The organism is Pseudomonas sp. AC083, from assembly GCF_979253165.1.
In genome coordinates this window covers 159,666-175,146 of record NZ_CEEDDH010000006.1, presented here as the reverse complement: position 1 = coordinate 175,146, position 15,481 = coordinate 159,666, and the positions used below count along the sequence as shown (strand labels likewise).

At 58.1% G+C, this 15,481-nt stretch carries 9 protein-coding genes; 7 read left to right on the top strand and 2 right to left on the bottom strand.

The window, feature by feature from the left end:
* Window positions 1-126: 126 nt before the first annotated feature.
* The 3 genes from AC0IXA_RS12240 (at window position 127) to AC0IXA_RS12230 (ending at window position 2,875) form a co-directional block, all read left to right on the top strand.
* The gene (locus tag AC0IXA_RS12240; protein WP_471813220.1) at window positions 127-909 is read left to right on the top strand and encodes a class II aldolase/adducin family protein; all 783 of its coding nucleotides are present in this window, start codon (window positions 127-129) and stop codon (window positions 907-909) included.
* Entirely contained in the window at window positions 909-1,811 is a 903-nt protein-coding gene (locus AC0IXA_RS12235) for an alpha/beta fold hydrolase (RefSeq protein ID WP_125917959.1), read from the top strand. The genes AC0IXA_RS12240 and AC0IXA_RS12235 overlap by 1 nt, the downstream gene beginning before the upstream one ends.
* A gap of 152 nt (window positions 1,812-1,963) precedes the next feature.
* Window positions 1,964-2,875 carry an SDR family oxidoreductase gene (locus tag AC0IXA_RS12230; RefSeq protein WP_471813218.1) on the top strand — a complete coding sequence of 304 codons (912 nt, stop codon included), beginning with the start codon at window positions 1,964-1,966 and terminating at the stop codon, window positions 2,873-2,875.
* Between the two features lie 43 nt (window positions 2,876-2,918).
* Here AC0IXA_RS12230 and AC0IXA_RS12225 read toward each other — a convergent pair whose 3' ends face one another.
* Window positions 2,919-3,179 (bottom strand): hypothetical protein, encoded by a 261-nt coding sequence (locus AC0IXA_RS12225; protein ID WP_016771644.1) that lies wholly within the window; start codon window positions 3,177-3,179, stop codon window positions 2,919-2,921.
* A complete protein-coding gene (locus tag AC0IXA_RS12220) occupies window positions 3,176-5,173 on the bottom strand; it encodes an S-type pyocin domain-containing protein (RefSeq protein ID WP_016771643.1) in 1,998 nt (665 codons plus the stop codon). The genes AC0IXA_RS12225 and AC0IXA_RS12220 overlap by 4 nt, the downstream gene beginning before the upstream one ends.
* A gap of 797 nt (window positions 5,174-5,970) precedes the next feature.
* Here AC0IXA_RS12220 and AC0IXA_RS12215 point away from each other — a divergent pair.
* The 4 genes from AC0IXA_RS12215 (at window position 5,971) to AC0IXA_RS12200 (ending at window position 15,465) form a co-directional block, all read left to right on the top strand.
* Window positions 5,971-7,764: a DUF1302 domain-containing protein gene (locus tag AC0IXA_RS12215; RefSeq protein ID WP_038860649.1), complete on the top strand. Its 1,794-nt coding sequence runs from the start codon at window positions 5,971-5,973 to the stop codon at window positions 7,762-7,764.
* A gap of 23 nt (window positions 7,765-7,787) precedes the next feature.
* The gene (locus AC0IXA_RS12210; RefSeq protein ID WP_039759308.1) at window positions 7,788-9,155 is read left to right on the top strand and encodes a DUF1329 domain-containing protein; all 1,368 of its coding nucleotides are present in this window, start codon (window positions 7,788-7,790) and stop codon (window positions 9,153-9,155) included.
* A 138-nt stretch (window positions 9,156-9,293) separates the two neighbouring features.
* Window positions 9,294-11,849 carry a LuxR C-terminal-related transcriptional regulator gene (locus AC0IXA_RS12205; protein WP_471813215.1) on the top strand — a complete coding sequence of 852 codons (2,556 nt, stop codon included), beginning with the start codon at window positions 9,294-9,296 and terminating at the stop codon, window positions 11,847-11,849.
* A gap of 151 nt (window positions 11,850-12,000) precedes the next feature.
* Window positions 12,001-15,465, top strand: coding sequence for a dermonecrotic toxin domain-containing protein (locus tag AC0IXA_RS12200; protein WP_471813213.1), 3,465 nt, complete (start codon window positions 12,001-12,003; stop codon window positions 15,463-15,465).
* Window positions 15,466-15,481 lie beyond the last annotated feature (16 nt).

The following is a 15,481-nucleotide window of genomic DNA, read 5'->3' as shown; positions in this document are numbered from 1 at the left end:
ATCCAGGCTGTTTGCCCGGCTGACTCGTTCAGTCATCAAGCTGGCTGCCAATGCAACTACGCGATGCCCTGCGCCTGACTAGACTGCTGACACGAGCAGAACAAGAAGAACGCAGAGGTGCATACAGTGAGCGTAGCCCCCGTCCAATCGTCGTCGAATGTCAAAGATCAGGTAAGCGCTGCCGAGTGGCAGACCCGTGTCGATCTTGCCGCCTGTTATCGCTTGGTCGCGCTGCACGGCTGGGACGATCTGATCTTCACGCATATCTCGGCCAAGGTGCCCGGCACCGAAGATTTCCTGATCAATCCGTTTGGCCTGATGTTCCACGAGATCACTGCTTCGAGCCTGGTGAAAGTCGATCAGGCCGGCAACAAACTCATGGACAGCCCGTACGAAATCAACCCCGCCGGTTACACCATTCACAGCGCCGTCCACGAAGTGCGCCACGATGTGGTTTGCGTGCTGCATACGCACACTGCGTCAGGCGTTGCAGTGTCGGCGCAAAGGCAGGGGGTGCTGCCGATCAGTCAACAGTCACTGTTTGTGTTGTCGAGCCTGGCCTATCACGCCTACGAGGGCGTGGCCCTGAATCATGAAGAAAAGGCGCGCCTACAAGCCGACCTCGGCGACAACAATTTCCTCATGCTGCACAACCACGGTCTGCTGACTTGCGGCGGCACTATTGCCGATACGTTTCTGATGATGTTCACCTTCCAGCGAGCCTGCGACATTCAGGTCATGGCGCAGACGGGAGGGGCCGAACTGATCGCTATCGAACCGCAGATTCTCGCCGGCGCAAAGGCAATGATTGCCGGCGTCACCAAGAGCGCTCAAGGCATGGGCGGGGCGCTGGCGTGGCCGGCGCTGTTGCGCAAACTCGATCTTCAAGACCCGGGGTATAAATTCTAATGCCGCTCGCCGAGATTCCTCTGAGTGTCTGGCGCAAGCGCAGCCGGACATTCGTTTTTCATGGCCAGTCGATCCGCTACTGGACAGTCGGGCAGGGTGAACCGTTGCTGTTGATTCACGGTTTCCCCACTGCCAGTTGGGATTGGCATTACCTGTGGCAGCCACTGGCGCAGCGTTATCAGGTGATCGCCTGCGACATGCTCGGTTTCGGCGATTCGGCAAAACCGCGCAATCACACCTATAGCCTGCTGGAACAGGCCGATCTGCAACAGGCACTGCTCGCCCATCTGCAGGTTGAACAAGCCGTGCACATCCTCGCTCACGACTACGGCGACAGCGTCGCTCAGGAACTGCTCGCGCGGCATTACGAAAAACGCATCGAAGTGGCCAGTTGCGTATTCCTTAATGGCGGTCTGTTTCCGGAAACCCATCGTCCGCTGCTGATGCAGAAACTGCTGCTCAGCCCGATTGGCTGGCTGCTCGGCCGCGCCTTCAGCCGTGAGGCGCTGGTCAAAGGTTTCCGGCAGATCTTCGGCGCGCAGACCCAGCCCACTGAAAGCGAGCTGGATGACTACTGGAGTCTGGTCGACAGCAACCATGGCCCGCGCATCCTGCATAAATTGATCACTTACATCCCCGAGCGCCGGGTGCAACGTGAGCGCTGGGTGACGGCCATGCAGCAGGGTGACATTCCCTTGCGGGTGATCGATGGCGCATTTGACCCGATCTCCGGCGTGCACATGGTCGAGCGTTATCGCGAATTGATCCCTGATGCAGACACCGTGCTCTTACCCGGCATCGGCCACTATCCGCAAACCGAGGTGCCGGCGCTGGTGCTCAAGCACTATCTGGCGTTTCGCGATCGTCTGGTATTGCCTCCGCGCAAAGTGGCTTACTCCTGATTCTCGCCAAGAGCACAGGCTCTCGGCGACCGGACACTCGATCATCCCTCAGCCTTATCGCGCACCATTCAGCCGCAGCCGTGTTCGTTGTGACCCAAAGCGCCGTGCCTGACACTCGGGGCAATATCCCTTGGCCTGCTGGAGTTGTTGCGATGAATGAGCCTGTGCGTTTCGAAGATAAAGTCGTGATTGTCACCGGCGCCGGTGGCGGCCTCGGGCGTGCCCATGCGCTGCTGTTCGCCAGACAGGGCGCCAAAGTGCTGGTCAACGATCTCGGTGGCTCGACGCAGGGCGAGGGCGCCAATGCTTCGGCTGCCGACCGCGTAGTGGCGGAAATCCGTGAGGCCGGCGGTATTGCCGAAGCCAACCACGACTCGGTGACTGACGGCGACAAACTGGTACACAACGCCCTCGATGCCTTCGGCCGCGTCGACGTCGTGGTGAACAACGCCGGGATCCTGCGCGACAAGTCATTTCACAAGATGGACGACGCCGATTGGGATCTGGTCTATCGCGTCCATGTTGAAGGCGCCTACAAAGTTACCCGTGCTGCCTGGCCGCATTTGCGCGAGCAAAACTACGGTCGCGTGATTTTCACTGCGTCGACTTCTGGCATTTACGGCAATTTCGGTCAGTCCAACTACGGCATGGCCAAACTCGGGCTTTACGGGTTGACCCGAACGCTGGCGATCGAAGGGCGCAAGAACAACATTCTGGTCAACGCCATCGCCCCGACCGGCGGCACGCGCATGACCGAGGGCCTGATCCCGCCGCAAGTATTCGAGCAATTGAAGCCGGAACTGGTCAGCCCGCTGGTGGTGTATCTGGCCAGCGAGCAATGTCAGGAAACGTCCGGCCTGTTCGAAGTCGGCGGCGGCTGGATGGGCAAGGTGCGCTGGGAACGCAGCCTCGGTGCCGGCTTCGATCCGCGCGAGGGGTTCTCGCCGGAAGACGTCGCGGCGCACTGGCAGCAGATTTGTGATTTCGAAGGGGCGGCGCACCCGAAGGACAATATTGAAGCGTTGAAGGAAATGATGGCGAATTTGCAGAAGTATTCGATTTGAAGTTAACGGAGCCACCAACCCTCGCGGCGGGTGGCTCCAGTTTTCAAATGTATCTTTTTTCTGTCATGAACTTGGGCGGCTTCCAGTTAGGTCCTTTGATAGCTAGGCCCTTTTCTCCCTCCAGTAAAATCCCGGCAGCGAAGAGCCGAGCGTACGATGCTTCCAGGGTCCCATACTCGTCGATCAGGTCTCGATTGTGGCGTCTGATCATCATGTCCAGATGTGGCGTTGCCTGAAGTAACGCGAACACCGTAACTATGTCATCCAGAGGTTCATTTTTAACGATCATCTCAACGGTGCTCATTGCCACATCTCCTTCAGCAATTTCTGGTAATCACGTTCTTCCTGCTCCGTTGCAGCAGCCAGTGCTTCGGGCGTGTAGAGAAGTGCGGGATCGTCTTTCAACTGGAAATCTTCCAACGTTGCCGTATGCACGTTATTCCAGATCGGTGACCCGATCTCTGGCATCTCGGTATCACCAAAGCCTAAAGCTCTGAATCTTTCGAACTCCCTTATCTCGTGAGTGTAGAAACGTTTGTCAGTGTCGGAAGCTTCGAGTTCTCCACGAGCGATTCGCTCCAGGCGATCAAGCATTACGTCATTGGCAGCTGATTGCGGAAACTTTGAAATGTGTAACTTCACGATGTCCGTTCCTTCCGATGAAACAGCGGCTGTTGCCCACTGCAAATCTGATATTTCATCTCCAATCTCGTCAGGGTTGAAACTACGCCCGCTGTGCTTCCCCTCTTCGGTCGCCCCTTCATAAGGATTACTGAACACCACATAAAGCGGCTCAATCCCCGAATCAGCCGGAAACACGATGATGAATCGATCCCAGCCTTCAATCAGGATCGGGTTCAGATCCAGCCGCCCTTCAACCGCAACAACGGAAGCGCCGGAATAGGCGGGCGAACCGGTATCCACTATTGGCAAAGCGGTCGATTGGTCGCTCGGCGAGATTGCCGGCGTCCAGGTCAGGAAGTCGGTAGGCGAGTCCGATAGTGCGACCTCGTATACGTCGTTGAGCAAATCGTATGCGGCATTGAGGACCAGCACACTTGAGCGAATATGGAAGTCATCACTCGTAGCGATGAACACTTGCGTGCCAGCCCCGAGTCGCCTGACGCCTAGCCCGACCTGCATCTCCAAAGTGCCCTGCCGGTATGCGATTTCACGCAGCGTCTCGGCCGGCTCGGACGACAACTCGGCCAGTGGAACGCTCATCGCAAAGCGTTCGCCGTTGCCCAGAGGTGACGGCATCAATAGCGCTGCGAACCCCATCAGTACTGGACTGCCGAACAGCGCCGTGCCCGTCGCTGTCAGGGTCGCTTTTGCCGTACGTAGTGCATTGAGTATTCCCACCGAGATAGCCGGGCTGAGCGGGACGGCTGTCGAAACGAAAGAAACGGCCGGGCCGTTGCTGGCCATTGCTCCAGAGGACGGAAAGACATGCTTCCGTTCCTCCTGTAACCGAGCCTGTTCTGCCGCATTGGCCAGCGCCGTTGCTTCAGCTTTGGCTTGTGCCTCGGCCTGGGCGATTTTCAACTTAGCCAGCCGCTCTTTCTCCCGAGCTTCAGCCTCAGCATTCAGGCGCGCGGTCTCAGCCGCCAATCGAGCCTGTTCGGCATCCCGACGCTGTTGCTCCGCCAACGCGGCCAGACGCGCCTGTTCGCGTGCGCGAATTTCTTCCTGCTCCCGGCGCATCGCTTCGGCAATGTCACGCTGGCGCTGTTGCTCAGCGGCAATGCGGGCACGTTCTGCAGCTTGGCGTTGCGCCTCTGCCGCTGCCGCCTGGGCCTGATCCTGGGCTTGTACGGTGGCCAGCCAATTGAGTACGCCAGCCTGTTGCTGGTTGAGCAGCGCCAATGTCTGGCCCAGCAGCCGCGCTTCGTGGGCGGCCCGAAAGGACTCGCTCCACAACGCTCTGCTGCGGACCGCTGCGCCCTGCGCGCGCCGATTGGCCGATGCCTGATTCAGGTAATCCTTGAAGGTTTTTCCCAGTGGATCGCTGCCATAAAAGCGGTTGGCGATGGCAGTCTGCCGTTGAAACTCGGCGCTCTTGCGTTGAATCAAGGTGTTCCTGACGCCCACTTCGCGGGCCAGTGCTGCGGCCGGTGGCAGAGGATTGGTCGGTCCTTCCAGCCTGGTTGCCGCCAGTTCGACCTCAATGGTTTGGGGAATCGAGGCGGTTCTTGCGTTGAATTCCTGTTCCACGGCGACTTGCGTTTCATGCATCAATTCACGCGTCTGCGGATTGGCGCCGGCAGGGCCGAACATGCCGCTGTAGGAGTAATTCATGTCGCGTTCTTTGAATGGTTCGAAGTCATCAGGACCGAATTCCCTGATATGTACTGGATCCAGTTCTAAAGGTGGAGGCTTTGGCATATTCATGTCCTTTTGAATGTGCGTTTTCACTCGCTCGAAAAGTGCGCACGGGTGGCGATGACGTCCGTGTCACCAGCGAATGGTTGAGGTGTTTCAAGTTACCTCAGAGTGGCGGTAATCAAATCCGAGAAGCCCGTCAGTAACAGGGCGTTATGTCGAAAGGGTTTTCACGGGTTTTTATCGATGCAGAGGGTATTCATCCGAGCTTCGAAGAAATGTCTGACGCGCTGATCGGAAGCGTTACCGAACCGCTATCCAGCCTTTTTAAACGCCCATAAAAAAGGCCGCTGCAAACGCAGCGGCCAAGGTAAGACGTTGGATCAAGGAGCTACAAATCAACGTCAGTGAACAGCGGGGCGGTAAACCGAAAACATCGATTTATCCAGAATCTGTAGCCAGTCGCTCGCGATTCAGCGTGGCGAGCTTGGCGCTTTGCGGCATGTGCCGGGGAAGCGCGCTCAGAATAAGGTCTCAAGCCTGTAGGAAAAATACCGATTCCAGACATGCACTGTTACGGGGCGCGCAACAGTGGCGTGCGCATGGATGGCGCTGATGACGCGCTATCCAGCCAGTCCATGAACCGCCCCAGGCCCCGCCGTGCAAGGTCATTCATCCTTTCGAGCGACAACGCAAATACCTCCTTGGTGCGCTTATCGACCGCAGCGACCGGCAGTAGGGTGGGGCCTTCTGTCACTCACCGGGGAAGACGCATGACAAAAACAACAATGCGCGCCATCTTCACACCGCAGGCGCTGGCCGCTGCGGTGGCTCTGGGTTGCGGCGCCCAGGCGCACGCGGTCGCCTTCAATATCGGCGAAATCGAAGGCACCTTCGACTCGTCACTTTCGGTCGGCGCGAGCTGGGGCCTGCGCGATGCCGACAGTTCGCTGGTCGGCACGGTCAATGGCGGCAGCGGACAATCGTCCACCGGTGATGACGGGCGCCTGAATTTCAAGAAGGGCGAAACCTTCTCGAAAATCTTCAAGGGCATCCATGACCTCGAACTGAAGTACGGCGATACCGGCGTGTTCGTGCGGGGCAAATACTGGTACGACTTCGAACTCAAGGACGAAGACCGCGAGTTCAAACAGATCAGCGACAGCGGCCGCAAGGAAGGCGCCAAGTCTTCCGGCGCGCAGATCCTCGATGCCTTCGTTTATCACAACTACGCCATCGCTGATTTGCCCGGCACTGTGCGGGCCGGCAAGCAGGTGGTGAGCTGGGGCGAAAGTACCTTCATCGGCAACTCGATCAACAGCATCAACCCGGTCGACGTCTCGGCATTCCGCCGTCCCGGTGCCGAGATCAAGGAAGGCCTGATTCCGGTGAACATGCTGTTTGGTTCGCAGAGCCTGACCGACAAACTTTCGGTCGAAGGCTTCTACCAACTGGAGTGGGACCAGACCGTTCTCGACAACTGCGGCACGTTCTTTGGCGTCGACGTCGCGGCGGACGGTTGCAACAACGGCTACACCGTCGGCAGCCCAGCGGTGGCGCCACTGGTGCCGCTGACCACCGCGTTCGGCCAAGGCATCCAGGTGACCCGCGAGGGCGTGGTGATCCCCCGTGGCGGCGATCGTGATGCGCGCGATTCCGGGCAGTGGGGCACGGCGCTGCGCTGGCTCGGCGAAGACACCGAATACGGCCTCTACTTCATGAACTACCACAGTCGTACGCCGACGGTCGGCACCACCACGGCGGGGTTGTCGACACTGGCGGCGTTGCCAGGCATGGTCGGTATCGCCAACGGTCTCGCGCCTGGCAGCGGTGCGGGGCTGGCGCAGAGCGTGATGCTCGGGCGCGGTCAGTACTACCTCGAATACCCGGAAGACATTCGCCTGTACGGCGCCAGTTTCTCCACCACGCTGCCCACCGGCACCGCGTGGACCGGCGAGGTCAGCTACCGGCCGAATGCGCCGGTGCAAGTCAACACCAACGATCTCACCCTGGCGCTGGTCAATCCGATTGCCGGCGGCACCGCATCGCCACTCGCGACTTCGCCGGGTGCGGACAACAAAGGCTACCGGCGCAAGGAAGTTACGCAGATCCAGAGCACCCTCACGCACTTCTTCGATCAGGTGCTCGGCGCCGAACGTTTGACTGTGGTCGGCGAAGCGGCGGTGGTGCATGTCGGTGGTCTGGAGTCACGCAGTGAGCTGCGTTACGGCCGTGATTCGGTCTACGGCCAATACGGTTTCGGCGGCGATACCGACGGCTTCGTCACTTCGACATCGTGGGGCTATCGCGCCCGGGCGATTCTCGATTACGCCAACGTCATCGGCGGGATCAACCTCAAGCCCAACCTGTCGTGGTCCCATGACGTCGCCGGTTACGGCCCCAACGGTCTGTTCAACGAAGGTGCGAAAGCCATCAGCTTCGGCGTCGATGCCGACTACCGCAACACCTACACCGCAAGCCTGAGTTACACCGACTTTTTCGGTGGCGATTACAACGTCCTCGAAGACCGTGACTTCGTGGCCCTGAGCTTCGGCGTGAACTTCTGATCTGCCCGAGAAGGATGACTGCAATGCGCAAAACGATTCTGCAATGTGGCGTGCTGGCCTTGAGTCTGCTGGCCGCCAACGTGATGGCGGCGGTGTCGCCGGATGAGGCGAACAAACTCGGCACCAGCCTGACCCCGCTCGGCGCCGAGAAGGCCGGCAATGCGGACGGTTCGATTCCGGCCTGGACCGGCGGCATCCCGAAAAACGCCGGCGCGGTGGACAGCAAGGGCTTCCTCGCCGACCCGTTTGCCAACGAAAAACCGCTGTTCACCATCACCGCCGCCAACGTCGAGCAGTACAAAAGCAAGCTCTCCGATGGCCAGGTGGCGATGTTCAAACGCTACCCGGAAACCTACAAGATCCCGGTCTACCCGACCCACCGCACCGTGGGGGCGCCAGCGGAAATCTATGAGTCGGCCAAGCGCAGCGCGCTGAACGTCAACGCGATCAACGACGGCAACGGCCTGGCCAATTTCACCGGCAACCGCTACTACGCCTTCCCGATCCCGAAGAACGGCGTCGAGGTGCTGTGGAACCACATCACCCGTTATCACGGTGGCAATCTGCGGCGGATCATTACCCAGGTCACGCCGCAGACCAACGGCAGCTACACGCCGATCCGCTTCGAAGAAGAGATCGCCGTGCCGCAACTGATGAAAGACATCGACCCGGAAAAAGCCGCCAACGTGCTGACCTTCTTCAAGCAATCGGTGACCGCCCCGGCGCGGTTGGCCGGTAACGTGCTGCTGGTGCACGAAACCCTCGATCAGGTGAAGGAGCCGCGTCTGGCGTGGATCTACAACGCCGGTCAACGCCGGGTCCGGCGCGCACCGCAAGTGGCCTATGACGGCCCGGGTACAGCGGCCGATGGCCTGAGGACTTCGGACAACTTCGACATGTTCTCCGGCGCGCCGGATCGCTATGACTGGAAACTGGTCGGCAAGAAGGAAATGTATATTCCCTACAACAGCTACAAACTCGACTCGCCGAAGCTCAAGTACGACGACATCGTCAAGGCCGGGCACATCAATCAGGACCTGACCCGTTACGAACTGCACCGCGTCTGGGAAGTGATCGGCACGGTGAAACCGAACGAGCGGCACATCTACGCCAAGCGCCACATGTACATCGACGAGGACAGCTGGCAAGTGGCACTGGCCGATCACTACGACGGTCGCGGGCAACTGTGGCGCGTCGCCGAAGGTCACGCGCAGTACTACTACGATCATCAGGCCCAGGCTTACACGCTGGAAGCGCTCTACGACATCATTGCCGGCCGCTACATTGCGTTGGGCATGAAGAACGAAGAAAAGCACAGCTTCGAATTCGGCTTTGAAGCCAAGGCCGCCGATTACACCCCGTCGGCTCTGCGCGCCGAGGGCGTACGCTAACGGCTCCGCTATACCGCTGGACAAAAGGCGACCGCACGGTCGCCTTTTTTATGGCCATCAATCAGCGTGCTGAATACTCGTCAACAAGGGCGCGGGAGAGGGCTAGGGTGAGCGCACAACGATAAGAAGGTTCACCCGATGACCGCCATGACCCCGTGCCTGGATCGACCCGGATTTTTGCCCAGGCTTTCTTCGCATCATCAACCTCGCAGCCGTTTGAGCGCACCTTTGCTGGCATCCAGCGCGCGGGTGAAGCTGTTGTGCGCGCCCGCGGGCAGTGGCAAAACCGCACTGCTCACCGAATGTCTTCTTCAGGTGCGTGCAGAATGCAAGGCCATCTGGCTGCCGCTGGCGGGAGCGGCGCTCAGCACCGAAGAATTGTGCCTGCGTCTGACGCGGGCGCTCGGGCTGGTCGAAGGCCTTGACGATACGCAACTGATGGCGGAGCTGGCCCATTGGTCGAGGCCGACTTCGCTGTTCATCGATGATTACAGTCGTCTGCCGGATCCGGCTGTGGATGCGCTGCTGGATCGCCTGCTGGCGGTCAGCAGCCCGGCGCTCACCTGGTGGATCAGCACTCGGCGCCGGCCGCAGTGCAACTGGCCGCGCCTGTTGCTTGATGACGAACTCTACGAATTCGAGAGCGCCAGCCTGGCGCTGACTCACGATGAAGTGGTATCGGTGTTGCACCATTTGCCGTCAGACCAGGCCGAGCGTGTCGCTGACCGTATCATCCAGCGTACCGGCGGTTGGTGCGCGGGGGCGCGCATGGCGCTCCTGCAAAAGTGCGACTGGTCGCAAAACCTGCAACCGCAGCAGCGTGTCGACGCTCTGCTCGATTATCTGCAGCATGAACTGTTCAGCAACCTGACGCCGGAACAGGACGAGGCATGGCGTGTGCTGGCTCACCTGCCACGGTTCAACGCGCCGTTATGCGAGCATTTGTTCGGCCCTGGCGAAGGCGCTCAGCTGCTGCGTGATCTGCAAGTGCTGGGCTGCTTCATCGAGCCTTGGCAAGCGTCCGCTGACTGGCTCCAGGTGTTCCGCCCGCTGTCGCGAATCATCCAGGAGTCGCACTGGCCGTGTGCGCGTTCCTGGCACCGGCGCGCCTGTCAGTGGTTCAGCGCGACGCAGGATTGGCGAGCGGCGTTCGAGCAAGCGTTGTTGGCCGAGGAATACGAAACTGCCGTCAGCCTGTTGCAGCATTTGAGCTTCGAGGATCTGTTCGAAGACCAGACCGTCGTCCTGCTGTTGCGTTTGCACGAGCAGCAAAGCCAGCAGCTGACCCTGATGACACCGCAGCTGATCGGGCTGGTTACCGGAGCCTTGCTGTTTGCCGGTCGGTTCGAACAGGCCGGGCAATGTCTGGCTCATCTCGGCCGCTTCATGCCGCAACCGAGAGCGCAGCTGGAGCAGCAACTGCTGGCCCGCTGGCAGGCGCAACAGGGGTGGCTTTTTCACCTGCAAGGGCAAATGGAGCCGGCACGCGCCTGCTTTCAGGAGGCGTTGTCCGCACTGGCTGACGATGCCTGGCAGGCCCGTGTGATGTGCCTGTCGGGACTGACCCAGCAGGCGTTGCTGTGCGGTGAGCTCGATCAGGCCCATGCCCTCAACCGCGAGGCGCTGTGCCTGGCGCGGGCTCACGGCTCCTTGCTGTTCGAAGGCTTGCTTGAGCTTGACCATGCGCAATCGCTCGAGCAGCGAGGCGCGCCTTTGCGTGCGGAAAGCCTGCTGGTGGAGATCGAGCACTTGCTGCGTCAGCGCAGCATGGTGCCCACGCCGCTGCTCGGCCGTATCGCCCTGCGACGCGGACGACTGGCGCTGTGCATGGGCCTTGAAGAGCAGGCTGCGCAGTTGTTCAGCCAGGGCCTTGAAGATTGCCTGCGCAGTGCAGACAAACGAGTCTTGTACGGCTACCTCGGGCAGGCGCAACTGGCCGGCAATCGCGGTGATTATGCCTGCGCTTTCGAGCGCCTGCGCGAGGCCGAAAGGGTCATGCAGCAGCGACAGATTCCCGATACGGTCTATCGCGGTGTTGTGTTGCAGGTCAGCAGCCAGTTCTGGTTGCAGCAGGGTCGACCGCATCTTGTGCAAGAAGCGTTGAGCCGACTGTTACGGCATTACCGGGGACCTTCTGCGTTGCAGGCGCCACCCGCGACGTTCGAACTGATTATTCGCATCGAATACCTGCTGGCCTGCGCGAATGCGCAATCGGTCCCTGACGAAACCGCTCTGTCCACCATTGAACGATTGCTGAAACGCGCTCAGGCCAAAGGCATGTTGGCGGCGGAAACGGAGTTGCTGCTGGCCTTCGCCCAGTTGGCCGAATCGAATGGTGATGCGGTGGCGGCGCAGCAAGCTTTCCAGCGAGCCGCAATGCTGGCGGAGCGCTGCCGGTTGCAGCAAGCCATGCGCGAGTGGGAACTACGCCGAGGCAGCGTCGGCACGGCGTCTGGCAAGCAGATTCCTGTCTGGCTGAGCGAAAACGCTGATCATGCCCCGGGCCTCAGTCGACGCGAGCGCGAAGTGCTGACATTGATTGCTCAGGGTGCTTCGAATCAGCAGGTTGCCGAACAACTGTTTATTTCATTGCATACAGTAAAAACCCATGCGCGACGTATTAACGGAAAGTTGGGTGTGGAGCGCAGAACTCAAGCGGTGGCAAAAGCAAAGTTGATGGGGATACTGATTTAGGTTTTGAAGTTTTGCAGTACAAAAGATTGCATGTGTTTGTTGGCATGTTTTGTAAATTGTTCGCCCTTCAAGTTGGCTGGAAAAGAAACTACCTTGCAACTATCTACAGCGGCTGTGTTCGCAGCTCTGGATAGTCAAGTAAGGAAAAAATGTGGTCAAGTTATATAAAAGTCTGATGCGTGGTTCTTTGGGTGAGCAAGTTGCCTGGTCTGAAGAGTGGGAAAAGGCAATCCAGGCAAAAGAAGATCTTTTCAAGATCGTCGATGCCATGCCGAGCGTGCTGGGTATTCTTCGTAGCATGCTTGGTAGTGAATTGAAGCGTTTGGGCAAGACAATCGATATTGACAAGGTTTATATCAATACAGACTCGGCTTTTCCCGATAATGGAAGTCGTCCTTCTGGCACTCTTTGGGAAGTGACTGTTCATTGTCTTGATAATAATGTCAGCCCCGCTTACATAATGGGCGGTGATGGGGTTTATTCTCTGCCGGACACCCGGGATGAGCAGTTCAAAGTCAGTGCTCTCAATGTCCTTATTGTCGAGGATCTGATTGCTGCGATGATCACCGGGTTGCAAAAGACATTGCAAGCCGAGATCGCAAAATTCTGGGCGGCACCAGCCAGGTCCATGCGACCGGACACGGCACCGTTGTCCAATAAGCAGGCTCTCATCGAAGCCTGCGCCGTGGTCACCAGTGCAGAGCTTTCGCTGTCGGTCATGGCCAACAATTTTGACGCCTGGTTGGGCGAGCGATTCGCTCATCTACTTGACGCAGATGGCGGTCGCGCAGCGTTTGAAGTCAGGCTGCAACCTGAACAGGATTACCTGCTGTCGCTTCAGCCTTGTTTCGTTCTGGACAACGCCGAGCGTGCGGATGCAGAAATGCCGCTGGTGAATGAGTCAACCTCTTATCTCCTGCATACGCCGGAAAACGGCTTTGAATTTTTTGAAAAAAATATCGATCTGCATAGCAAACTTCAGCAGCGACTGTCCCTGGGTGGAGACCAGATCAAGTATCTGAAAGCTGCGCAAAGTCCTCATGCGTTTTGTGTCGAGGCTCACCTCAAAGGTCAGCTTGAAAGTGTTTCACTCTTGATCGGTGGCCAGGAACAACTGGCAAAACCGCTGACTTCCATGCTGCAGGACAATCAAGGCCTGCATGTGCTGCGTTACGGCATCGAAACCCGCTTTTATCTGCTTTGGGCTGCATTGAAACGCACCGATTGGCCGCTATGGCTGCATGCCGCGGGTAGCGATATGCAACAGCGCTATAGCGAGCTTGAAGAGTCGCGGGATCAATACCAAGCTGTCTATTCAAACACCTTCGATGCATGTTTTTCATTCAAGGATTATGTAGTGCGCACATTCGCCGAATGGGCGAATAGGGTACTTGGTGAACAACTGGATCCGGAATCGATAAATGTCCATAGTTCGTACAGTCTGCAAATTGCCGGGCGTACTATCGAACAGGAAGAAACCCGGACGCTGACGGAGTTTATTGTTTTCGGGCTGCACGACACTGGTTATAAAGCGGCTCTGACTATCATCGGCGCTCCCGCCGGAAGTCGGCTGACGGCAGTAGCGCTTGAGCAGTGGCTGGAAAATCGTAACCTGCGACTGGAATTTACCGGCAGTCTTGCATACTCGCCCTCGGTGGCTTACCAAGAGGCTTATTGCAACTATCTCTTCAGTCAGATGGAGTTCGCGGCTTTTGTTGCTCGCCACTCCGGGAAACTGGATTCCACTGATGCCAATATCATCGCACGGGCCATGGCCAATGATCCCGCGGTGACGGTTCAGGGAATGCGAATCCGATCCCAGGTGCCGGCGTTGAAAGAGGTCCTGATCATTTCGGCCCGAGAATATGTACCGTCGCTGATGTTGATCAAAACGCCTGCCGGTGAATTCGAACTGCATAAATTTGCCGATATCTACGCGGCAAACCGCTGGCTCGAGTCGGCGTTGTCCGCCGATCGTGAATACGCTGCATTGCTGATCCATCCGGACTATCTGCACGAAGCGGGTGAGTTGCTCGGCAGCGCTCGCACACAACTGAGCTATCGCTATACGCTCGATAGCCGACCGGTTGATCTCGGCCTCAATCCCAAAGCACAGCTGGCTGATTACGCAAATGCCGCTTACCGCGCCGAAGTTGCCCTGCACAAGGCCATTGCACCGGCCGGTTATCGGGCGCTTGGCTTCGAGGGCCGCAAGCGCTATTCGCGTCTGAGCACCGAATTCAAGGCACTGTCCATGGTTGATGCGCGAGACAATGGTTTTCCGACATTCGAGCAATTCACTTATGACTCGGTGAAAGCTCAGATCGAAGACATTTTGCGTTCGCGTGGCAGTTACGTTTCGGTCAATCCCGACCAGATCATTGTGCAAACCGAAGAATTTCGTAAGAGCGTTACCGACGTTTTGCTTGAAGGACTCGCTTTTGAAGCGGCGCATCCGGCCTACGAAACGAAATTCAGCCCGAAATACTATTTGGTCAACGGCCATCCCGTCGTTGAAAAACTGGATATCCGCGACCTTTCCTCGCTGTCGAAAACATTCCGACCCGGCGACAGATATACCGCGATGCTGAAAGAGCAATATCAGAACAAGGCGCATCCTGAGTACTCATTCAAACGTGCTGTACACGCCCGGAAAATCCGCTGTGAGATGTGCCGCAATGCATTTGCCGACTTTACTAACGGCAGATTAACCACTGAGTCTTTCTCTGCTATCCAACGGGTTATCGATAATCTGAAAGAAAGCGGCGGCTATCAATCAATCGTCAATAGCGTCTCCGAAGGGGATGTCGGGCTGTATAAATTCAACATCGGCACGCTGGGTCTGACAGCTGCCACGGACCGTACAGTGGGTGGCGTTTATATTTTTCGACTGAAGTTATCGTCAGGTTTCTTCGACTTGCTCTATACGCCTGACGCGCCGGATCAAGTCAGCTTCCGGCCGATCGCTGAGTTCATTCCTTCGATTCGTTTTCGGAAAGGCCCGTTCAGGACCTACTACAGCGAGCGGATACTGCTGGTTGACCAGAAAGTGATCAATGACTACTTCGATAATCTGGTCGCAACGGTTGATGCCCGACCGGTCATTCGCACGCAGCAGCGTTCGCTACTGCCTGATCTGTTCACTTTCCATGACGAGCGAGTGCGCCGTGTATTGAGTGACATCGACGAACGGACCACCAGTCTCAATGAAATAATCGCCGGTGTGGTTTATGAAAACCTGTTGAAGGCGGCAAACATTGTCAGCCTGCTGGTGCCCCCCGTAGGCACTGTGGTGGTGGCTGTGCAGGTGATGAAAAGCATCTACGACGCGTCGCAGTCGCACCGACGGGGTGATTATTCCGCCGCGCTGGGGCATGTGCAGGATGTATTGAGCGGACTGCTGACATTGGGCCAGGCTGCAGCGGCGGGGGCGCCGGTCAAAGAACTTACCCGTGCGCAACGCTCGTTTCTAAGTCTGTTTGAAGACGCCCGCACGGTCGCGGAACTCGTAACGTATTACACCGGCCATGAAGACCCCGCCGATGAGCTGATCGGGTTCTTCAAGTCACTGATGCAAGAGGGTGACAGCGCATTGAGCAAGACCACGGTGCGTTGAGTCGGTTCGAGCGCAC